The sequence below is a fragment of the Parasphingorhabdus sp. genome, assembly GCF_048267785.1.
Taxonomy (GTDB): domain Bacteria; phylum Pseudomonadota; class Alphaproteobacteria; order Sphingomonadales; family Sphingomonadaceae; genus Parasphingorhabdus.
The window spans coordinates 1-22,302 of the sequence record NZ_JBLWWU010000016.1 but is presented as its reverse complement, the minus strand read 5'-3'; the positions used below and the strand labels follow the sequence as shown (position 1 = coordinate 22,302).

General features: G+C 53.1%; 19 protein-coding genes. 9 read left to right on the top strand and 10 right to left on the bottom strand.

Features of this window, described 5'->3' with window-relative positions; genetic code table 11:
- The first annotated feature begins 197 nt into the window (after positions 1-197).
- Both ACN0VD_RS12850 and ACN0VD_RS12845 read left to right on the top strand, forming a co-directional pair.
- Complete coding sequence (locus ACN0VD_RS12850) at positions 198-1,010, top strand: universal stress protein (RefSeq protein WP_417594864.1); 813 nt, start codon at positions 198-200, stop codon at positions 1,008-1,010.
- A gap of 34 nt (positions 1,011-1,044) precedes the next feature.
- Entirely contained in the window at positions 1,045-2,595 is a 1,551-nt protein-coding gene (locus ACN0VD_RS12845) for an MBL fold metallo-hydrolase (RefSeq protein WP_417594862.1), read from the top strand.
- A 383-nt stretch (positions 2,596-2,978) separates the two neighbouring features.
- Here ACN0VD_RS12845 and ACN0VD_RS12840 read toward each other — a convergent pair whose 3' ends face one another.
- The 7 genes from ACN0VD_RS12840 to ACN0VD_RS12810 form a co-directional block, all read right to left on the bottom strand.
- Positions 2,979-3,494 carry an Hsp20/alpha crystallin family protein gene (locus tag ACN0VD_RS12840; RefSeq protein ID WP_417594860.1) on the bottom strand — a complete coding sequence of 172 codons (516 nt, stop codon included), beginning with the start codon at positions 3,492-3,494 and terminating at the stop codon, positions 2,979-2,981.
- Between the two features lie 245 nt (positions 3,495-3,739).
- Positions 3,740-5,428, bottom strand: a complete 1,689-nt coding sequence (locus ACN0VD_RS12835) for a hypothetical protein (protein ID WP_417594858.1) — start codon at positions 5,426-5,428, stop codon at positions 3,740-3,742.
- A gap of 117 nt (positions 5,429-5,545) precedes the next feature.
- Positions 5,546-6,046, bottom strand: a complete 501-nt coding sequence (locus ACN0VD_RS12830; protein ID WP_417594856.1) for a PAS domain-containing protein — start codon at positions 6,044-6,046, stop codon at positions 5,546-5,548.
- Between the two features lie 328 nt (positions 6,047-6,374).
- The gene (locus tag ACN0VD_RS12825; RefSeq protein WP_417594854.1) at positions 6,375-7,307 is read right to left on the bottom strand and encodes a PilZ domain-containing protein; all 933 of its coding nucleotides are present in this window, start codon (positions 7,305-7,307) and stop codon (positions 6,375-6,377) included.
- Positions 7,307-7,924 (bottom strand): hypothetical protein, encoded by a 618-nt coding sequence (locus ACN0VD_RS12820; RefSeq protein WP_417594852.1) that lies wholly within the window; start codon positions 7,922-7,924, stop codon positions 7,307-7,309. The genes ACN0VD_RS12825 and ACN0VD_RS12820 overlap by 1 nt, the downstream gene beginning before the upstream one ends.
- Positions 7,925-7,938: 14 nt before the next feature.
- Positions 7,939-8,313 (bottom strand): hypothetical protein, encoded by a 375-nt coding sequence (locus tag ACN0VD_RS12815; RefSeq protein WP_417594850.1) that lies wholly within the window; start codon positions 8,311-8,313, stop codon positions 7,939-7,941.
- A gap of 570 nt (positions 8,314-8,883) precedes the next feature.
- Positions 8,884-10,287 carry a glutamate ligase domain-containing protein gene (locus tag ACN0VD_RS12810; RefSeq protein ID WP_417594848.1) on the bottom strand — a complete coding sequence of 468 codons (1,404 nt, stop codon included), beginning with the start codon at positions 10,285-10,287 and terminating at the stop codon, positions 8,884-8,886.
- A 34-nt stretch (positions 10,288-10,321) separates the two neighbouring features.
- Between ACN0VD_RS12810 and ACN0VD_RS12805 the strand changes: the two genes are divergently transcribed.
- Positions 10,322-11,179, top strand: a complete 858-nt coding sequence (locus tag ACN0VD_RS12805) for an LD-carboxypeptidase (RefSeq protein WP_417594994.1) — start codon at positions 10,322-10,324, stop codon at positions 11,177-11,179.
- A gap of 63 nt (positions 11,180-11,242) precedes the next feature.
- Here ACN0VD_RS12805 and ACN0VD_RS12800 read toward each other — a convergent pair whose 3' ends face one another.
- Positions 11,243-13,153: a polysaccharide biosynthesis protein gene (locus ACN0VD_RS12800; protein ID WP_417594846.1), complete on the bottom strand. Its 1,911-nt coding sequence runs from the start codon at positions 13,151-13,153 to the stop codon at positions 11,243-11,245.
- Positions 13,154-13,462: 309 nt separating this feature from the next.
- Here ACN0VD_RS12800 and ACN0VD_RS12795 point away from each other — a divergent pair, with 309 nt between their 5' ends.
- From ACN0VD_RS12795 to ACN0VD_RS12785, 3 genes are all read left to right on the top strand, one after another.
- A complete protein-coding gene (locus ACN0VD_RS12795) occupies positions 13,463-14,770 on the top strand; it encodes a UDP-glucose dehydrogenase family protein (RefSeq protein ID WP_417594844.1) in 1,308 nt (435 codons plus the stop codon).
- 148 nt (positions 14,771-14,918) lie between these two features.
- Positions 14,919-15,587, top strand: a complete 669-nt coding sequence (locus ACN0VD_RS12790; RefSeq protein WP_417594842.1) for a class I mannose-6-phosphate isomerase — start codon at positions 14,919-14,921, stop codon at positions 15,585-15,587.
- A 13-nt stretch (positions 15,588-15,600) separates the two neighbouring features.
- A complete protein-coding gene (locus tag ACN0VD_RS12785) occupies positions 15,601-16,668 on the top strand; it encodes a mannose-1-phosphate guanylyltransferase/mannose-6-phosphate isomerase (RefSeq protein WP_417594840.1) in 1,068 nt (355 codons plus the stop codon).
- Here the strand turns inward: ACN0VD_RS12785 and ACN0VD_RS12780 are convergent.
- Positions 16,665-17,042: a hypothetical protein gene (locus ACN0VD_RS12780; protein ID WP_417594838.1), complete on the bottom strand. Its 378-nt coding sequence runs from the start codon at positions 17,040-17,042 to the stop codon at positions 16,665-16,667. The two genes, ACN0VD_RS12785 and ACN0VD_RS12780, sit on opposite strands and share 4 nt — an antisense overlap.
- Before the next feature lie 150 nt (positions 17,043-17,192).
- On the opposite strand from ACN0VD_RS12780, the gene ACN0VD_RS12775 reads away from it, so the two are divergent.
- The 3 genes from ACN0VD_RS12775 (at position 17,193) to ACN0VD_RS12765 (ending at position 20,806) form a co-directional block, all read left to right on the top strand.
- Positions 17,193-18,071 (top strand): HpcH/HpaI aldolase/citrate lyase family protein, encoded by an 879-nt coding sequence (locus ACN0VD_RS12775; protein WP_417594836.1) that lies wholly within the window; start codon positions 17,193-17,195, stop codon positions 18,069-18,071.
- A 98-nt stretch (positions 18,072-18,169) separates the two neighbouring features.
- Positions 18,170-19,624, top strand: coding sequence for a coniferyl aldehyde dehydrogenase (locus ACN0VD_RS12770; RefSeq protein ID WP_417594834.1), 1,455 nt, complete (start codon positions 18,170-18,172; stop codon positions 19,622-19,624).
- Positions 19,625-19,636: 12 nt separating this feature from the next.
- Complete coding sequence (locus ACN0VD_RS12765; RefSeq protein ID WP_417594832.1) at positions 19,637-20,806, top strand: CaiB/BaiF CoA transferase family protein; 1,170 nt, start codon at positions 19,637-19,639, stop codon at positions 20,804-20,806.
- A gap of 1 nt (position 20,807) precedes the next feature.
- On the opposite strand, the gene ACN0VD_RS12760 is transcribed toward ACN0VD_RS12765, so the two are convergent.
- Positions 20,808-22,181: a DEAD/DEAH box helicase gene (locus tag ACN0VD_RS12760; RefSeq protein WP_417594830.1), complete on the bottom strand. Its 1,374-nt coding sequence runs from the start codon at positions 22,179-22,181 to the stop codon at positions 20,808-20,810.
- Positions 22,182-22,302: the final 121 nt, after the last annotated feature.

Sequence of the window (22,302 nt, the reverse complement as noted above, 5' to 3'; positions counted from 1 at the left end):
ATTGATTGAGATTCCGCAGCCTGATCCCGACACCGGTCGCCCCCCTTATTTGGCAGGATTAATCGGGCGATCATTTTTCATTAGCGATAATCCGCTGATAATATTGCTCATATCCGTATTATTCCTGATACAGCGCACCGCCATATAAGAGCAAGACGTGGAATTAGCTTGAGAGCTGTTCGAACTGGAGAGACAAGATGAAATCCGTGCTGCTTTATGTAAATGACGATTCCGGGCTTGATGCACGTTATCAGGCGGCGCTGGATTTGACCCGTGCGCTCGAAGGGCATCTCCATTGCCTGCGTCCCAATCCCTATCTTCCGCAAATGGCATTTGATGGCATCACCGGTATGTCGGTCGTTTACGACATGAGCAAATATGCACAGGAATCCGACGTGAAATTGAGGGCGGAACTGGAAAAACGGCTGGCAGTCGAAGATGTGCCATGGGACTATCAGGCAATCAATGCGGACCCAGCAAGAGGATTATCCCGTAATTCGGCATTGGCCGACATAACGGTCCTCAGTTCGTGTAGCGGCATAAAAGACAATACGATGCCCCTCGGCATTTTGGGTGACGTGATTTTTAACACCAATATTCCGGCGGTCGTCCAGCCGGACAACATGAAAAAGTTCGACGTCGCTGGCCCGGCAGTGGTCGCTTGGAACGGCAGTTTCGAAGCGGGCAACGCCTTGCGCGGAGCCGTGCCTCTGCTTCAGTTGGCGAGCGACGTACACATTGTTGTCGTCGAGGAAGACAAGGACCATGACCTCCCTCCCCTCAACGCATCAGAATATCTTTCCAGATATGGCATAAAGTCCGAAATCCATGAGATCGCGGCCAGCAAGTCATCGGTCGAGGCGGTTCTGCTTTCAACCGTTGATACATTGAACGCCAGCTACATCGTAATGGGAGCCTATGGCCACAGCCGGGCCCGGGAATTCTTGTTTGGTGGTGTAACCCGCAACCTGTTCCGCGACTGCCCGGTGCCGCTGGTGGTCTCGCATTGACCTTGGAAATCTGTTTTCCGGGGGGAAGAATTGAATGAGTGGTGTAAATATAACATTTCACGGGGCGGCAGGAACGGTCACCGGATCCTGTTTTGAAATCGAGGCATCCGGTAAGACAATATTGGTCGATTGCGGCATGTTTCAGGGGACGCGTTCGCTCGAAGCCTTGAACCACGAAGACCTGCCTTTTGACCCGAAAAAAATCGATGCGGTGCTGCTGACTCATGCGCATCTCGATCACAGCGGAAGGCTCCCCTATCTTTATGCTTGTGGTTGCAAGGCCAAGACATATTGCACTGCGCCGAGCGCGGACATTATCAAGCCTCTTTTGCAAGATGCCGCCAAGTTGCAAGCCGCTGATGCCGAGCGGCGCAATCGCCGGGCGGACCGAGCCGGCTTGCCCCCGTTCGTCCCTCTCTATGATGACGGGGACATCGCGACACTCCACAAAAATATCCGTACGGCCGCCTATTGTGAAGAAAACCGCCTCGACGATGACGTGTCTTTCCGCTTCTGGAATGCGCGTCATATCGTTGGATCGGCATCGATTGAAATCAATATCGCTGGCCAGCGGTTGCTATTCTCCGGCGACATCGGGCCAGGGCGAGCGATCAATTGTACCGCATCGGAAATTGGTGGCTATGATCATGTTATCTGCGAATCCACTTATGGTGATCGCGATCGCAAACCGGTGCTGGTAAGCGAAAGGCGCGAGACACTGGCGCGCCATGTCGAGGAAGTGATTTCAGCCGGCGGCAACGTGATGATCCCTGCGTTCGCGCTGGAACGGACTCAGGCGATCCTTGAGGATTTCGATGCATTGTTTGCATCGAAACGTCTTGGGCCGGTCAATGTTTTTCTGGATTCCCCGTTGGCCCAGAAACTGACGATGGCGGTCATGCGCTACCGCGATAGCGGAACGGACATGTTGAAGCGCACCAATATCCGGTTCATCGAGAGCGTCGCGGAATCCAAAAAGCTGAATCGCATGACCGGGATTGTCATCATAGCGGGTTCGGGCATGTGCGAGGGCGGTCGGATAAGACACCATCTGATCCGCAACCTGCCGAACCGTAGATCGCGACTCTTGTTTTCGGGTTATCAGGTCGCCGGCACATTGGGATCGGTGCTAAGGGATGGTGCAGAGCGTGTTCGCATTTCCGGCCATGATGTCATCGTGAAGGCGGAGGTTGCTTCGCTTAGTGGCTATTCCAATCATGCCGACCGTAGTGGACTGGTGGAATGGATCAAGGATCGTACGCCGATTAGCGGATCGCTTTTTCTGGTCCACGGTGATCCATCCGCACTCGAAAGCTTTTCAGAAATTCTGGGAGAAAGTCCGGATTTGCCCGCCGCTATTGTTCCCGCGTTGGGCGAGACATGGACGCTCTCTCCAGCCGAAGCGGCCACACGCAAATCCGCTGGCCGACCGGATGCCACCAGCCTTACCGCCGCACGCGACTGGGTATCAAAGCTCGCGGCATTGCGGGCCGAGGTCGATCAAAAGATACTCGAACAGCCGACCCAAGAAGGCCGGGAAAAAATGCTCGCTGCGCTCCGGCGGGCGCTCGATAGCATGGCCTGATGAGGATATTAGGTTCTTTCGCGGACCATCCATACATCTTCCCTGATCCAGCCAAGCATATGCCTCACATTGCTTCCCAATGATACATAAGGTTGCGCGCAATATGATCCATGCGAACCAGCTACTGTCATATTCCTGATAGGCAAGTAGCAGATGGCTATCCGGATAGGGAATTATGCGGCTGCGACGATCAGAGCTTCCAACGAACGATCCAACAGATCGGAGGCGAGAAGAATTGCTTTTCCGCTCATGATATCGAATACCCCTTTGCGTTGCACTCATCTCAGCCAAAGTCGCGAACCACCTCTGGCTTTCGCCTTGCACGGGGGGGGAGGTGGGATAGTCGGAAAGCCAGAAGTGGCCCGCTAGGCTGACGCGCTGGACTAGCTCGCGCGAATAGGAATTTTGCGTTCTTTCTGAATTGCTTCAGCGCTTTTTGGAATATGGACTGTCAACAATCCATCCTTCGTGTCAGCGCTGATTTTTTCTTCGTCAACACCGTTCGGCAATTTGATTGCACGTTCGAAACTGCCGTACCGCCGTTCGGAAAACATGAAAGTCTCGCCCTCTTCTTCATGGGATTCGGACTTTTCACCAGAAATCCGCAACATCCCGTCGGACAGTTTGATTTCAATCTCGTCACTATCCATGCCAGGCACTTCAGCGACCAGCTCATATTCGCTTTTCTTGTCGCGCAATTCCACTAGCGGGTCGGCATTCTCGTAGAATTTATGCATCCACCGGGAAGTCAAGGCGTTGCCAGGCCTGTCATCAAACATCCGATCAACTTCATCACGCAGTCGCGAGAGCGGCGCCAGCACATCATTAGCGATCATAGGGCTAAGCTGCCGCCGGGGTGATGCTGTTTCAACTGGAACACTTGATTTTTTCTTGCTCATCTTTTTTTCCTCAGCTTGGTTTCGAATCACCGTTCCCCCTTGCTGAAAATATTATGGTTTTCACTGCATCGACAAAATCAGTGGAGTTCCGTACGTAATTTTACTAAATGGCGACGCGTACCCGGACAGCGCGATTTATAGACAGGCGTCCGCATGGCAACGCCCCGATATCCGCCCAGCCTGTTTTGGTGAAGAGACGGATGACCAGCTTTTAAAATTGAGCGACCAGTCCCCGACGAAGGCAATCAATCGAGCGGGACTTGCGCAAAATCAGATTCAAGCTGGCGGATTAACAGAGGATTGGACATCCATTTGCCAAGCACTTCCCCCGGCGAAGCCGTTGCTGGCAGATTGGATCGCTTCGCAAGTTGCCGCCAGGCCCTTCGCGCTTCCTCTTTGTCACCAAGCGTCGCTGTCGACAGAATATAGCTGATCTCCAGCCCCGGCGTTGGGCCCGGCGCCAAATCCATATATTGCGATGCCAGTTGCTGAGCCGCCTTGGCATCCCCGCGCCGCAGTTTTTGCATCGCCAAGGTCGCCACTATTGTCAAATCTGCATCGGGATCGATTTGCAACGCCCTTGTCGCATGTGCTTCGCCTCCGGGCATATTGCATGCCAGCATATATAATCCCAAATATCCCATTATTCTGGAATTCAGCGGATTGAGTCGAACAGCCCTCTCTCCCCATGCTAAGCCTCGGTGACAGTCGCCCTCGAAAAATGCGCTCTGCGCAACTGCAAATGTTGCGGATGCACTATCATCGTTCAGCGTCGCCGCTTTCAGCGCAAAGTCCTTGCTCACGCCGTCTATTTCATACTGATCGCCATATTGTTTGGAGATATTTTTGGCGACGACAAGCATGCTCATCAGATAAGCGTCATCGGGAAACTGTTTCGCCGAAATCTCCATACATTGCAACGCGGGCTTCAACATCGCCCTGTCCTGATACCGCAAAAATTGCTGAAACTGGAGCAGACACGGATAGCCGGAAGAATAATCGCCACGATATTTTGACAGGTCATGCTGTGCAATCTTTCCATGAAGGCTTGCGATAGCAATGACAGCCCGATCCAGATCCGCCTCGAGTTTATTGTTGCCCTCCAATTTAATCGGACTCGACCAGATCACTTCCCGGGTAGCTCGGTCGATGAGACGAAGCTGAATTCGGTCTGCTGTTTCGTTCAGAAGCGACGTTTCGAGCACATATTGCGCCTTCTCTCCGGTATCCGCATCGTCACTGAGAACGCGCAATTGGTCGAACCTCTTCAGCGCCCCGATCAGATAGCTGTGAGTCATTTGAATTTTTGCGCGGGACGAAGACATGGTGACATCTTCAGGCCCGGTTACGGTTATCGATGGATAGGCGATTGAGGATTGGTTCAGGCCTTCGGTCCGTTGCGAATAATAGAGAGCGCCGATTGCCGCCAATATAAGCACAAGAAGAGCTGCCATAATACGACCGTGACCAGCCGACAGGACGCTTTTCGCCGAACCTCCGTCAGTAGCAGCAGCAAATGACGCGGTGGCGAGGTCATCGGGTGTTTGGGCATCCGTTTCAGGCCTGCCAACCATATTGTCCGCGCCGTCAACCGGTTCATTGGGACGGACGAATATTTCATAATGATTATAGGGGATGGCAAGCCGGTTCTCACTCGGTTCGCGGAGATAGAAATGGTCCAGCATCCGGCGGAGACGGCCGATTTGTACACGGGGGTAACTGTCTATCTGGGTATCAAACCCGTCGTCGCGCCCGAGAGCGTCAACGGCAATGGTATAAGCCGTCAGAGGCTTGCTTTCTTCCAGCAATTTATGATCGACAAGAAATCGGAGCAGTTTGCTCATCGTCGGAGAGCGTGCAAATTCCGGAGTGCAAAGCAGCCGGTCCCGCTCCAGGCAAAGTTGTAGTTTTTCGTCTTCATTCAAAACTGGCAAGGCCCTTTCCTGGTCGGTGGCGGTCAGCCGGCTTAAGCGTTGAGCAAGCCCGTTGCTCTCGCTCTATCTACGCACGTCTCCTTAGATGGTTGCTGAACATGCCGAAAATATCGAAAATCAGGCGACTTGTCGGTCCTCGGGTGTACTCAAATCAACGACACATCCGAATATTCCCAACACCTTACCATTCACACCGATCTGACAGGTGCCGCGGGCCAGAACAGGCAGTTCTTTTCCCTGTTCGGTAATGATTCGCGCCCGGAACTCAAAATCCTCGCCCTGCTCTATGGCAAGCTGAACGGCAGATTCCACGATCGGTCGATCCGTCGGATGATAATAATTGACCGCTTGTTCGAGCATCGGGTCGCCGAGTGAATGTCTGCGTTCGTGCATGTCAAAGACATAATCTGACCATTTCACGATATTTGTCGTCACATTCAGGTGCCAGGAACCAAAGCGGCCCACATCCTCCGAAATTTCAAGAGTCAGCTTGCAGCGTTCAAGCTCCAGCGCCACAGCACGCAAGTTTGCACGGAGTTTCTGCAACCCGTAAACCAGGACCACAACGGCTATAACCAAGGCGAATATCACTAGGGATAAAAAATAAACTGACAACATGCGGCGACCATACCCTTGCGTCTTAACAGGATCTCTCATCCCATCACAAATAATTCGCTGTGTGCTACAGTATGTTTCATCAACCGACGAGCACCGTTTCGGTTAATTTGCAAACCATATAATATGACCATCATTATTAAAAATGGTTAATAATGATAAGGCCTATCGATATTAATTCATGACATGAATAGATTAATAAAGCAAAATTTACCGAAATTATTGCAAAAAATTGTTTCAGCCAGCTGTCCGAAATGGAGAAAAATCTTCCTCACGATTTCTGGTCAACATCTTGATCTCGGGAGGGATAATAGCAAGAAAGTCGCAATGTTCAGCCAAGTTGAGATTTGGCTGTTCCTCCTTCTTCTTCATAGGCGCGCAGGACAATTTCTCCGATCGACAGTGCAACATTGTCCGCATTGCGGATGCTTACCTTGGAAAAGAACTTCGACGTCGCCTTGAACTGAACGAGAGCGTCTGTCGCCGAATCCACTTTCTCGATCAAAATTTCTTTATCCCGTTCATCATGTCCGATGACCTGATAGGGCAAACAATCCGATGTCGGATCGTCAGAACCCGTCTTGTCTTCGGCCTTGTCGAGCGCAACAAGCCCCCCGCTATGGATTCTGTCAGCGTTATGGAAGGTGGACAGCCAGATCATCATGTCATCCAGCGGAAGCCGCTGAGAGAATACAATTCCGACCCGGTCACCCGATTGCCAGCGCACTACACCTTGTATATCCTGTAATTCTGGCACTGACAGCTTCAGACTTTTACCAACCTCGAAGCAATAATCTGTTCTTACACAAATACCTGCGGGCGAAATATCGCATATATTGGCAGGGATGATCTGCGATCCGTGATACAGATTGACCGGATGCTGCATCTCTATGCGCGGCAGGCGCGGGATCCATCCCGACCTGATATAATCTGGTTTGGCAAGTATCTTCGCGACATCAATGGGTTCGGAAAACTCGACACCGGCCCGCGACTGTTCGCGCCACCGCACGATGCCGCTCAGTTCCTGCTCTTCATTCAAAGTCGCAGAGATTCTGTTCCCCAAATCAAAACCGGAATGCACTTCAACCATCATTCCGGTGGCTGAAAGATTTTTGATAAAGCCCCATCCCTCGCCGAATTCCGCCTTTATCTTGGCAAGACGAAGCATCGCGATATGGCGATTTTGCCGCCTCCGGTCTGGTGCCACCTGACCAATGTCGATGGATTCCGTCGAGGGTGCACTAGGCTGAACAGCATTTTTCATTATTTCACTTTCATTCTATAGCCGATGGAGAAACGCTCATATTCGTGATTGGCCGGCCGCAAAGGGCCGTGCGGGCGGAGTTTGATATGGGTGACATTCTGATCAAAGCCTTCGGCATCGGCGACCGGGACATAATCATAAGTCTTGCCGCCATTGCCCGAGAATTCGATTGAATCTGTCTCGCTTGCAAGTCCGTCGAAGCGGAACATCAAGCCACTGTCCTTGTCCATGAACAGGGCCGGCCCCGTGCCCGCCTGCGCCAGATCACCCACAAAAAGCGACATTTGATCGGGAATCCTGTTGGTGATTGCAAAAGATGTTACCGGTGAATCCGTCGCGATCGGCCCCGTCACCGCAACAGAAAACTCGACCACAGCGCCCGGTACGACCCGGGCATCGTCCCCCGTTCCAAGCGGACTTGCAACAATGCTGCTCGACAGAGCGATCGCAATGTTTTCGCCCGTGGCGGCATCTGCAAACAAGGGTGCCGGCACCGCGAAAGCGATCAATGCTATCCCCGCTGAAAATCCACCAGACATCGCGACAAGACGACGGCGCAGGCATCCAGGTTTCAGCTTTGCCACGGGATATTTCATGGTGGATGCCAGCATTTTCATCCCAGATCTCCGGTTCATTGTAATTCTACCAAACGCAATTCACACGCTTCAGCTACGCCACGATTTGGGTCAGCGGGCAGCATAGCCGAGCAAGAACGCGTGACCGTGCGACGCAAAACAGAGATTCCGTCGTCATGTGATTTGGTTGCCGCCTGAGCAGTCGCAATCATCGAGAACGGTTTGATCACGCGCACCCGCGAGACAGCCGTCGCCTCGCCGCTGCCATTCGGGGTCTGGACATGCTTGGGTTCCGGCGCCTCCGACGCCGACGCCGGTAAAATGCTGTTGGTAACAGCAAATAATATCGCCAGCGGAACGATTTTCACACAGCAGAAAAGTCGCAAGAAAACGACTTTTACCTCCACTGATATGAGACCGACTGACTGCATGAATTTTCCCACAACTTATTTGCAAGCGGGAGGCAATCAGACATATGCCCGATGGTGAAACGAGCAAGTTTCTCACTCGCTCCACCAAAAACAATCACTACGATATCGACCAGAATAACGCACCGACGTCAGGACAACTGTGGCAAATTATTCGGGTTACCACAGGCAAGATTGGGATTGCCCCCGCTTGCCCATCCTTTGTGCCCGGCGATGAGGTTAAATGTCAGTTAGACACGGCAATTGATACAGTATGTTACGTTGGTAAATTCGTGATCGTTTGTATTAAAAGGATAATTTCAATAATATCCCTGTGCTGTATCAAGGACATTAACTCTTTCCTCACATAGATTACCAATGCCTTAACCCTCATCCAGGTCGACCGATGCCGTTTGAAGGTCGCTTAGAGTCTATTTTCGAGAATCAATCGGGAGATGAAATTGACGAGGGATGACATCCGATTGACCGATGCGATGCGGCGAGGTCGTCCGTGTCGATTTGCTGTTGGCCTGATCGGGACCGTGGGATCGTGCGCGAAATCATCTCCCGCAATGCGTATCGAATCTCGCTGCCCTAGGATTGACCCTTGGTGACCGCAGCCAGAACGGATTGTGCAAAGCTGTGCAATGTATCGTCGCGTGCCCCCATGATGATGATCCGGTCACCCGCTTTTGCGATTTCGACCATTCTGTCGCCGCAATCCTGCCGCGCGGCGAAATATTCTGCCTCACCCCCTGCTGCGTTGATCGCATCGACAATGGACTTGCTGCCCAGTGTACGATCAACCGTACCGCCAAAATAGACCGGATCACACAGGATGACGCGATCATCGCCATTGAGATTTTCGGAGAAGACTCCGGCAAGCTCTGTCCCCATTTTTTTGATCGGACCAAATCCATGCGGCTGAAAGAAAGCCACAACCCGACCAGGAAAAGCCTTGAGGGTCGCAAGCGTCGCGCCAATTTTATCGGGATTATGGCCAAAATCGTCGATCACCGTAATCTCGTTTCCGGTTCCGATAATATCGAATCGGCGAGCAAGGCCAGCAAATGATTCAATCGCCGCTATGGCCTGCTCAACCGGAACACCGATTGCACAAGAAGCCGCTATCGCCGCCAGCGCATTGGCGATATTGTGCCGACCTGGCACTTGCAGCAAAACCCCGAAGTCCGCGTCACCAGTTCGCAACACAAAACTGCTGCCAAGAGATTTTTCCTCGACTTGCAATGCCCGATAGTCGGCGCCTTCGGAAAATCCGAAACTGGACGCCTTTGACAGATGGCGGGCACCGACAAGTGTCCGGGATTCCTCATCATCATGATTCCAGATTGCGTGTCGCGATTTGGCGATAAAATCACCAAACAATATTCTCAGCTCTTCCAGGCTTTTATGATCGAGGCTGACATTATTGAGAACCGCTATTTCGGGATCGAACAGAGCGATGGACCCATCGCTTTCGTCCACCTCGCTCACCATCAACGCACCCGCACCCACACGGGAACTGGCAAACGGGGCGTCATCATTCACAAAATTCTTCATCACGGCACCGTTCATGATCGTCGGATCACGGCCCGCTTCGGTCAGTATCCAGCCGATCATTCCGGTTACGGTAGACTTTCCGCTGGTTCCGCCGACCGCGATGCTGCACGGCACGGCGTTAAAATGCTCGGCCAAAAGCTCAGCCCGCGTCATTCGCCGGCACCCCAATGCGATGGCCTGTGCGACGTCGGGAACATTATCCTCAATTGCCGCGGAAGCGATCAATATCTGATTGCCGTCGACGAGGCCACTGCCATCCTGTTTGAACAGCCTGATTCCATGATCTTGCAGCCATTGAAACTTGTCGGCCAAGCGCCCCTGGTCCAATGCGCGGTCCGATCCGGCGACCCGGGCGCCAGCCGCTTTGACAATCATTGCCAGAGGCAACATTCCGGAACCGCCGATTCCGCAAAAATAATAGGATTTGTCTTCACTCATTTTTTCGCGCTATTGCTTCTCTCCCTATTTGGCAATGGCGCAAGGAACAAAATCAATCTCTTCACCAGTCCGCATCGGCATTTGTGCGCCCTCGACCCCTTTCTCAAGAGAAGGTGCTGATCGCGTTATCGCGCTCGCCGCCGAAACCCATCCACAGGCCGAATTGATCTTCGAAGAGCAATGTTTTCTCGAGCACGGGCATTTTGCCGGTAGCGACGGACAGCGCGCCGCCAGTTTCGTCGCCCTGGCCAACGACCCGACAATCGATGCGATATGGTTTGCCCGCGGCGGCTATGGCGCTGCGCGTATAGCGGCTACCGCCATTAGCCGGCTGGACAGTAGCGCAAAACGCAAAACATATCTCGGCTATAGCGACGCAGGAAATTTGCTGGGCGCGCTCTATCGCGCGGACATCGGCGAGATCGCTCATGGTCCGATGCCTACTGACATTGGGAGAATGGACGGCGACAAGGCTATTCAACGGGCTCTGGATTGGCTCGTGGATAGACAACCCGATACGCTTGCGCCTGACCTGATCAACGGCGAAAAACACGCTGCATTCAATTTGATGACGATCGCCATGATGACCGGAACGAATCTGATGCCGGATCTGAAAGGCCATATTCTGATCGTCGAGGAGATAGCGGAATATCTATACGCCTTTGACCGCGCGATGTTTCACCTCTGCAGCAACCTGGCAGGTCATGGCCTGTCCGGGCTGAAATTGGGCCGCGTCAGCGATGTCCCCGAAAATGATCGACCCTTTGGGGAAAGCCCCGAGGCGATTGCCCGGCGCTGGTCGGAAGCAAATGGCATTCCCTATCTAGGCCGTTCGGATATCGGGCATGACGCGCAAAATCGAATTGTGCCCTTCGGGCTTTTCAAACGCTGAAAGTGCATTTCGCGAAAAACCGGTCGGGGAAGACCGTTTCCGCGGACAATCGAAATCCTGCGCTCAAGAAGCCTGTTCCATTTTAACATTGTCTCGTTCGTGCATAAATTCGGGGACCAGGGCCTTGAGCAATGTAATAGCAGCCTTCGGATCGCGGCAGTTCGTCAAACTCGCAATCAGTTCATCTAGCCTGTCCGCCGCAAGATAGGATTCGTGAGCCTTCATTATGCGTGCGTGCTGGGTGGTCTGTGGATCACTGCCGATAATCAACTCTTCATAGAGTTTTTCACCCGGGCGCAGTCCGACTTCAACAATTTCTATATCGCCATCAGGATTATTGTCGCCGCGCACGGTCAGCCCCGAAAGGCGAACCATTGTCTCCGCCAGATCCAGAATTTTTACTGATTTTCCCATATCGAGCACAAATACTTCACCGCCCTTTGCCATGCCGGCGGCTTGAATCACCAGTTGAGCGGCCTCCGGTATCGTCATGAAATAGCGTGTAACCTTGCGGTCGGTCAGGGTAATCGGGCCACCTTGCTCGATTTGCTTGCGGAACAGGGGAACCACCGAACCACTGGAACCAAGGACGTTACCAAATCGGACCATGGAAAATTTCGTCACGCCGCCCGCGTCAGCCAAATTCTGGACCACCTGTTCAGCCGCTCGCTTGGTCGCACCCATTATATTGGTCGGACGCACTGCTTTGTCCGTGCTGATCAGAATGAAATCCTTAACCTGTGCCGCCTGTGCAGCGGCAGCGAGCGTTTTCGTTCCTAGAATATTGTTTCTAATCCCCTCTATCGGGTTGGCTTCTACCAGCGGGACATGCTTATAGGCAGCCGCGTGGAAAACCGTGTCCGGCTTCCACATTGAGAATATTTCAGCCATCTTGGCGCCATCAACGACCGAGCCCAGAACCGGTATCAATTCCAGCCCCGTGATATTTTGACCGGCTATTAGATTTTTCAGCTCTTTCTCTATTGCGTAGAGAGCAAATTCGGACAGATCCAACAAGATCAGGCGGCGTGCCCCGGATTTCGCAATCTGTCGGCAAAGCTCTCCACCAATTGATCCCCCCGCTCCGGTCACCAATATGGTCTTTCCGACAATGGTCCTTCCGAACAACAATTCGTTGGGTAAAACTGGCTCACGACCAAGCAAGTCTTCGATGTCAAGTTCCCGAATATCGCTGAACGAAATCTTGCCGGAGATTATTTCCTGCATATTCGGCAAGGTTTGCACGTGGACTTTGAACTCGCGGATTTGGTCCACAATTTTACGACGTTTTTTACGGTTGATCCGTGGCAAGGCCAGCAGGATTTCGGTTATATTCCGCTCATCAATCAACTTCGGAAGATCGCCACTCCAGTAGACTTTGTCACCGTCCAGCCTTTGCCCATTCAGTCGCCGATCATCATCTACATATCCGCACAATCGCATGGCAGGTTGTGATCGCATTGACGCTGCAAGTTGCTGTCCCGCACTGCCCGCCCCGTAGATCAGAACATTTTTTACTTCGCCGGCGAACCGGTTTCGGCCCAGAATATCGATCATCAGATATCGTGCGGCGGCTCGGACAAAGCCGACCATGATGAAAAACACAACCGGCTGTATCACCCCGATTGTGCGGGGCACTCCATCTACCCCCACTATGATGAATACAAAGCCGACAACGACCGAATATATGATGAACGCACGAACCAGCGTTTTCATCATCCCGGTGCCCGCATAGCGGAAAATCGCCTTGTAAACGCCGCTCAGGATAAAGACAGGAATCATCGTCAACAGGCAGACCAGTACGATCTTCTGAACGGCGATATCCCAAAGGACCCAAACACCGATGCGGAGGGAGTAAGCGATCCAGATCGACTGGACACAGAGCAGCAGATCGACCAGAAACACGATCGTCTTTTTTTGCCAGCGAGCCAACTTGGCTATTTTTTCCAGCAACGACGTCGCAACTGTTGTCATATTTTCAATCATTTATTTCTCAAAGCTGGCATTCGATTTTAGGACTGCCCCCCTGTCTGGTATATTTACCCGTCAGTATCGGTTTGGCCAAGCACTTTCAAACATAGTGTTTCACCGGCTATTGTGATTATTTGACGATAAGGGAACAGGATTGACCCGCCTTCATTTATCAATTGATGAAAGCATTTCGCAAATGAATGGAAAAGCCTTTAAACACGGTCCGATTTCTGCAAACTTGACCTATGGTCGCCCCCGGGCCAAAAGCCGCGAGATTTTTACGGCAAGACGCCGACTATTCGAGGAAATTTAATGAAACTTGCAATGATAGGTTCCGGTTATGTCGGCCTGGTCTCGGGTGCCTGCTTCGCTGATTTCGGCCATGAAGTGGTGTGTGTCGACAAAGACGAGCAAAAAATCTCGGATCTGAACAAGAATATCATGCCCATTTTCGAACCTGGGCTGGCTGACCTTGTCGAACGCAATGTTGCCGCAGAGCGTCTGTCCTTTTCGACCGATCTGGCCGGTTCGGTAAAAGATTGCGATGCAATCTTTATCGCAGTGGGGACGCCCTCCCGAAGGGGCGATGGCCATGCCGACTTAAGCTATGTTTATGCCGCCAGCGAAGAAATCGCGGATTCCATCACCAAACGGACCGTGATCATAACCAAATCGACCGTTCCCGTCGGGACTGGTGACGAAGTTGAACTTATAATCGAGAAGAAGCAGCCACGAGACCGTTTTTCCGTGGCTTCCAATCCCGAGTTCTTGCGTGAGGGAGCCGCCATTCGTGATTTCAAACGTCCCGACCGTATCGTCATCGGGACAGAGGATGACTGGGCAAAAGACGTGATGACCGAAATTTATCGCCCGCTTTTCCTCAATGAGTCACCAATATTATTTACCGGACGACGCACGGCGGAACTGATCAAATATGCTGCAAATGCATTTCTGGCGACAAAAATCACGTTCATCAATGAAATCGCCGATCTATGTGAAAAAGTTGGCGCTGACGTTCAGGAAGTTTCCCGGGGCATCGGACTGGACAACCGGATCGGATCAAAATTCCTTCACGCCGGTCCGGGATATGGCGGCAGCTGCTTTCCCAAGGATACGCTGGCTTTGATGAAAACGGCGCAGGACAACGATAGCCCGGTTCGCATCGTCGAAACGGTGGTGCAAGTGAATGATCAGCGCAAACGCGCCATGGGCCGCAAAGTGATTCATGCCCTCGGCGGTGATGTGCGCGGCAAAAAGGTGGCTTTGCTGGGCCTCACATTCAAGCCCAATACCGACGATATGAGAGACGCTCCTTCCATCACTATCGCACAGACCTTGATCGATGGTGGAGCGCAAGTGACAGCCTATGATCCGGAAGGCATGAAACTGGCGAAAAATATTTTACCGGACGTTGAAATGGCAGACAGCAGCTATAATGCTGCAAAAGAAGCGGACGCAGTTGTCATCGTGACCGAATGGGATGCGTTTCGTGCGCTGGACCTGAAGAAGCTCGCTCAGGCCATGAAAGGAAATGTGTTGGTCGACCTGCGGAATATTTACAACCCGACGGAAGTCGCGCAGTCCGGCATGGTATATACGAGCGTGGGACGAAACCAATGATTCCTGAATCCTGATCATGAAGCTGAAGCGGAAATTTGTTGAGAAACCATGGGGGCAAGAGCTTTTGCCTGATATTTTCAACCACAAAAGTGACAAGAAAATTGGCGAAATCCGGTTTCAGGCCCCTAAGGGGATAACGCCTCAACTTATGACCAAATATCTTTTCACCAGCGAAAAGCTGTCGATACAGGTGCATCCCAACGACCGACAGGCACGCCGGATCGGGTTACCACATGGCAAAGCTGAATGCTGGTATATTTTGGATGCCGAACCAGATGCGCGTCTGGGCCTGGGTTTGAAAAATCCTGCAAGCGCTACCAAGCTGAAAACGGCAGCAATATTAGGAGAAATAGAGCAGCTTATTGACTGGAAGCCGGTCAAGAAAGGCGATTTCTATTACATTCCCCCGGGAACGATCCATGCCATTGGACCAGGCATTTCACTGTTAGAAGTCCAGCAAAATGCTGATATCACCTATCGTATTTATGACTATGGACGTCCGCGCGAACTTCACCTCGACGAAGCAATGGCGGTTGTTAAGCTGTCATCTTATGATATGAAATATAGCCAAGTGGTCCCGACCGACGCATCAAGCCGCCTCTCGCTTGGCTCACCGTTTGAATTGTTCCAGATTGTTGGCAGTGATGACACGCTATTGTCGCAAACCGCCAGCAAGGAATGGCAAGTCATCCCACTGGAAGGGTCTGTCACCGTCCGCGGCAAACTGATCAAGCCGGGAGAATGTGGAATCTGCCCGCAATTGTCCGATATCGATTTGTCCAAGAACGAAAAATCGTTTATCGCCTGCACGACATAATGAGTTTCTGATCATGCCGCAACAAGCCCGCATTACCCCCGTTATATTATCCGGTGGCTCCGGGACCCGGCTATGGCCGCTCTCGACCCGAGAGAAACCAAAGCAATTCCTGAACCTCCTTGGTCCGCTGAGCATGTTTCAACTGACGTTCCAGCGCTGCGCGGACCAGGGACTTTATCGCGATCCGATCATTGTCGGTTGCTCCAACCATATCGAAATCATGCAGGAACAGATGCAGGAGGTCGGCGCAACGCCCGGCGCGATCATATTGGAACCCTGCCCGCGCAATACCGCCCCCGCCATCGCGCTTGCTGCGCTTGCCGCCGAGAACCCGACCGACTTGTTGCTGGTGATGCCGAGCGACCATATCATCAAAAATGTCGCGGCCTTTCAAAAAGCCGTACAGGAATCAATTTCCGTCGCGCAATCCCGCTGGCTGGTGACATTCGGCATTGAACCAACCGAGCCGGCAACGGGTTACGGATATATCCAGCAGGGCAGTAAGATTGTCGGCAGCAGCAAAAGTCTGGCTGCAGACAGATTTGTCGAAAAACCCGATCAGGAAAAAGCCGAAAAAATGCTGGTGAATGGCGGCTACTGTTGGAACGCGGGGATATTTTTGTTTCGGGCAGACAGCTATTTGACGGCCATGGAAAAACACGCCCCCGAAATGCTCGATGCGTGTCGATCGGCGATGAGCGGGAAACGGATGGAAAACGAGATTTGTTATCCGGACCCGGACGCATTTGCTTCATCGCCCTCTGATTCGATTGACTATACGATCATGGAACGAGCGGAAAAAATTGCGGTTACCCCCGTAAATCCGGGCTGGTCTGATGTCGGAAGCTGGGATTCCCTGTTCGACATCTCCGACAAGGATCAAAATTCGAATGTCATTTTTGGCAAGGCCGAGACAATCGATTCACACCGCAACCTGATCCATAGTCACGATCTCGAAGTCGCCGTGCTCGGTGTAGAAAATCTGATCATCGTTACCCACGAAAACAAGGTCGTGGTCTTGCCGCGCGGGCAATCCCAAAATGTAAGAAAAATAGCTCAGATGCTCGACGAAAAGGACTAGATTGGCGGGGAGGTCTCCGCCGGTTTATCCATTTCCTTGTCCGCAGGGTGCTTGCCGGTCAGCCAGGTCGGCCAGAATTTTGCAATCAGCAGAAACAATGTGGGCAGCAGCAGAGTGTTCCAGATATCTCTGATCGCTTCCTCGTGATAATATTTCGAATATTTTTCGAACGTCTCCCCAAGATGGGTATAATCATAAAATTCGTTGGCGAACGCAGCAGCGACGACGACGAGCCACGGAATCGGGCTGGCAAGAGAGCGACGGCAGAACAGAGCGACCGCCAACTGAATCCCGACACCCGCATAAATGTGCAGAGAGTCACGATCCAGTCCGATTGATGATTCCAGCCAGATTTTGATTTCAAACCATTGCATGGAAGTCCGATTGGTCTAGCCGGAAGCCGGGGTCAATGCTTTTCAAGCATCGATGGTGAACCGGCCGATGCCCATCTGATCGCGAAGGAAAATTCCGTCGTCTGTTCCAGATCGGTTTGCACGGCGCGCCGCATTGGATATAGCGCCAATATGACCCAAACAACATTTCGCCCCCGCCGATCCTGCCTGTACATGCCCGCATCCAACGAACGTGCGCTGGAAAAAGCAAAGACCCTCCCCGCCGACACGATTATTTTCGATCTGGAAGATGCCGTCGCACCGGACGCCAAGGATGACGCGCGAGAAAATGCCTGCGCTGCCCTGCAATCCGGGGAATATGGCAACCGGGAGCTGGTCGTCCGGATCAATGCGATGGAGACAGTCTGGTTCGCCGATGATCTCAGGCAAGCCTGTCTCAGCAAGGCAGACGCCGTGCTGGTACCCAAAATATTGAGCGCAGAGGATATTATCCGGATCGATGGTATCATCGATGATCTCGATGCGAAGCTGACCACCAAATTATGGGCAATGATCGAGATGCCGCAGGCCATATTGAATCTTGGAGCCATTGCAGCTCTTGGTCCGAAAACACGGCTGACGAGCTTTGTGATGGGATTCAACGATCTGGCGAAAGAGATGCGGGCGTCCCATGATCGTTCAATTTTCGCCCCCGTCATGACGCAATCGGTTATTGCGGCGCGCGCTTATGGACTGAATATCATCGACAGTGTCTATAATGACTTCAACGATCCCGCTGGTCTTCAAACGGAATGTCAGGAAGCGCAGAAACTCGGCTTCGATGGCAAGTCCCTGATCCATCCAGCACAGATTGAAACCGCCAATCGGGTCTTTGCTCCCCATCCCGATGCCATTGTCGAAGCCGAGGCGATAGTCGCGGCATTCAACGCCCCGGCCAACGTCGGTAAAGGCGTTATCGTGGTAAACGGGAAGATGACGGAGCTTTTGCATCTCAAGCAAGCAAAACAACTGATAGCGACCGCCGCAGCAATTGATCTCCTGGTGCAATAGCCGGTTCGCTCTCGACAAGTCGTCAATAATCCTTTTAGTTAGCCAATTGAAATGGATTTTGACAGGGCGACAAAGCCCCCGTTCTTTGGAGAGCAGAAATGGAAGCATTGGAAGCAGCAGCCGGTGAAGTCAGCAAAGACGAGATATTGAGGCTCTTTGACTCACAGCGAAAAGCCTTTCATGCCGAATTGCCGGTGAGCTATGAAACGCGGATGGACCGGATCAACCGGACCGCGCAAATGATTATCGATCACCAGCAAGCTTTATGCGAAGCGGTCTCTAATGATTTTGGCCATCGTAGCGCGGTGCAGACCGTGATGACCGACCTGATGTCCGTTGTCGGCCATGCCAAGGACCACAAGAAGCATCTGAGAAAATGGATGCGCCCGGAAAAGCGCAAGATGGATTTCCCGCTCGGCCTGCTCGGCGCCAGCGGTCAGGTGGAATTTCAGCCCAAGGGCGTTGTCGGTGTCATTGCGCCATGGAATTTCCCGATTAATCTGGCATTTGACCCGGCCATCGGAGCCTTTGGTGCCGGCAACCGGGTGATGATCAAATTTTCCGAATTCTGCCCGGAGACTGGCGAACTGGTTAAAAAACTCGTTGCCGAATATTTTGCACCGGAGGAAATGACCGTGATCACCGGCGGCCCGGAAACCGGCAAGGCCTTCTCCGAAATCCCGTGGGATCACCTGATCTTCACCGGCGGTGGCGGAATCGCAAAACATGTGATGGCGGCTGCCGCGCAAAATCTGACACCGGTGACGCTGGAACTGGGAGGCAAATCGCCGACGATCGTCGGTCCCGATGCCGATATCGAAAAGGCAACCCAGCGGATCGCCATGGGTAAAATGATGAACGCCGGCCAGATTTGCCTGGCGCCCGACTATCTGCTGGTGCCGCAGGACAAGGAAGATGCGGTTGTCGAAGGCATTGCAACGAATGTCGCGGAACAATATCCAACGCTGATCGCCAATGACGACTATACCTCCGTGATCAATGGCCGGCACAAGGAACGCTTGCAGGGATTGATCGACGACGCCGTTAAAAAAGGCGCAAAGCAGACCGTGGTCAATCCCGGCGACGAGGATTTTTCCAACACCAACAGCAACAAGATGCCGCTGACCGTACTGCAAAATGTCAATGACGACATGCGCGTGATGCAGGAAGAAATTTTCGGCCCGGTACTGCCGGTCAAAACCTATCGCAATCTCGATGAAGTGATCGACTATGTGAACGACCATGACCGGCCGCTCGGCCTCTATTACTTTGGCGAGACGGAAAGCGACAAGCGCAAGGTGCTGGACCGGACCATTTCAGGCGGCGTGACCGTCAACGATGTGATTTTCCATATCGCCCAGCATGACCTGCCGTTCGGCGGAGTCGGACCATCCGGCATGGGGGCTTATACCGGGCCGGACGGCTTCAAGGAATTCAGCCATGCGAAAGCGGTTTATCGCCAGCCGAAAATCAATATTGCCAAAATTGCTGGTTTCCTTCCCCCTTATGGCGCGACTACGGAAAAGACGATGAAACAGCAGATGAAACTCTGACGTCAGGAGAATATGACAGATTTTCCCCTAGCAGGGCTGAAAGTCCTTGATTTTACCCGCGTGGTTGCAGGCCCTTATGCGACACGGATGTTGTCGGATCTTGGCGCAGATGTGCTCAAGATCGAGCCGCCGGAAGGCGATGTCACGCGCAAGCTCGGCAATCCGGTTGAAGGAGTCAGCGGCTATTATCTGCAACAGAATATTGGCAAACGGAATATCTGTGTCGACCTGAAAGCGGATGGTGCGCGCGCGCTGATTCTGAAACTGGCCGCCGAGGCCGATATCGTCACCGAGAATTTCCGCCCCGGTATCATGGACAAATTCGGTATCGGATGGGATGATTTGAGCAAGGTCAATCCCGGACTTATCATGCTCTCCATTTCAGGCTATGGCCAAACCGGTCCAGACCGGGAAAAGGCAGCCTATGCGCCCGTCCTGCACGCAGAAACCGGATTGATTGCGCGGCAGCAGCAAATAGGAGGCGGGCAAGCGACCGATATCCAGCTCGCGGTTGCGGACAGCTATAGCTCGCTCCACGGTATTGTCGCCATATTGGCCGCCCTGCGCGCCCGGGACCAAACGGGTGAAGGACAGCATATTGATCTGGCGATGATCAACGTGCTCCATTCGGTCGACGATTATGCTTATTGGGCGTTAGAGGACGCATGGCCGAAGCCGGAAGAAAATAGCGTCTGGGATGCGCCCGATAATCGCAAGATACTGATCACCGGTGATATGAAATGGATTTGGGTGATATTCTCGACCCGGGACGGCGTTGCCGATCCGACACCGGAGGGAGCGGATATTGAAACCAAGGTTCGGATGCGGCGCGAGACGATGGAAAAGCATATCTTGGGACATGAAAGCTTCGCGGCGCTCACCGCCACGCTCGACCGGCTCAATCTCGCCTGGGGCGAAGTCCATCCCTTTGGGCCTGCAATCTACGAACAGCCCAGCGTGAAAGCGAACGGTGTGGTCGTCGATGTGACCGATGATGCGGGAAATCCACGCCGCACCATACAATCTCCCTATCGCTTCTCGAAATCGAAAAGCGGCATCGACACCGATACCAAAACCGCAAAGCGCGGCGAACATAATGTTGCCGCGCTTCAGGATTGGCTGGATTTGAGTGATGAGGAAATCAGCGCGCTTGCCGACGGCAAGGCGCTAATCTCCGCATAGATCAGGCATCGGCTTTGCGGGCCTGTCGACGCTTGAACGATTTGGCGCCGTTGTTCCAGTGCTTGGGCCCGTCGCTCTTCGCATTCGAGCCCGGACCACCACGACCGGAACCACCGCCGCCCGGGCGCCCCTTGCGCGAACTATGCTTGTTTTTCGGCGGTCCGCTGCGCGTCGGTTTCGCACCATATTTCTTGGGCTTCTGGCCATAGATGCGCGGTGCCACCTCTTCGCGTGGCGGTTCGTCATAGCCTTCCGGAAGCGCGATGACGTCGGGCTTCACACCGGTCAGCTTCGCCACATCGCGGAGAAACTGGCGCTCGTCAGGCGCAACCAGCGAGTAAGAAATACCGCTCGCCCCTGCCCGCGCCGTCCGGCCGATCCGGTGAACATATTGTTCCGCCACATTGGGCATGTCGAAGTTGATCACATGGCTGACGCCGTCGACGTCAATACCGCGCGCCGCGATATCTGTAGCGACGAGAATGTTGATCTTGCCCTTGCGAAAATCGCCCAGAGCGCGTTCGCGCTGCGGCTGGCTTTTATTGCCATGGATCGCGGCGGAGTGGATACCGACCGCCATCAGGTTTTTCACGACCTTGTCGGCGCCATGTTTGGTCTGGGTAAAGACCAGCATGTGATCGGGATTTTCCTTGTTGATGAAATCCTTCAGCAGGCGTTGCTTGTCGTCCTGGTTGATATAGGTGACCTTCTGGTCCACCCGCTCTGCCGTGGTCGATTGCGGTGCAACCGATACCTGGACAGGATTGGTCAGGAACTGGTCCGCCAGTTGAGAGATTGTCTTTGGCATGGTCGCCGAGAAGAACAGGCTCTGGCGCTGTTTTGGCAGCAACGGAACGATTTTCTTCAACGGTACAATGAATCCGAGATCAAGCATCTGGTCGGCTTCGTCGAGCACCAATATTTCGACCTTGCTCAGGTTCAGGAAGCGCTGGTCAACCAGATCGAGCAGACGGCCCGGCGTGGCCACAAGCACGTCGACACCGCGTTCAAGCACGCGTTTCTGCCGGTTGATCGGCACGCCGCCAAAGGCCGAGGTCACATAAATGCCGAGCCCCTTGGAATAGCCGATCATGCTGTCGGCAATCTGCCGCGCCAGTTCCCGGGTCGGCGCGAGCACCAGCATGCGGCATTCAAAGCGGCCGGCACGTTTCTTGTTGTTGAGCAGATGATGGATCGACGGCAGCGAGAACGCGGCGGTCTTGCCGGTTCCGGTCTGCGCGATGCCGAGAATATCCTTGCCTTCCAGCGCCGGGGGAATGGCTTGCTGCTGAATCGGAGATGGAGTGGTGTAGCCGCCTTCGGCCACGCGTTTTTGAATAGGTTCCGCCAATGCGAAATCAGAAAATTTAGTCAAATGTAATACCTTGTAATAGCAGCAAGTTTCCAGCGCACAGCATCGAAGCTATACGCGTGTTCGCCGTCTGTTAAGACGACCCGCGTGATCAGGCTGCCGGAAAGAAAGAAGCAATGAAGGC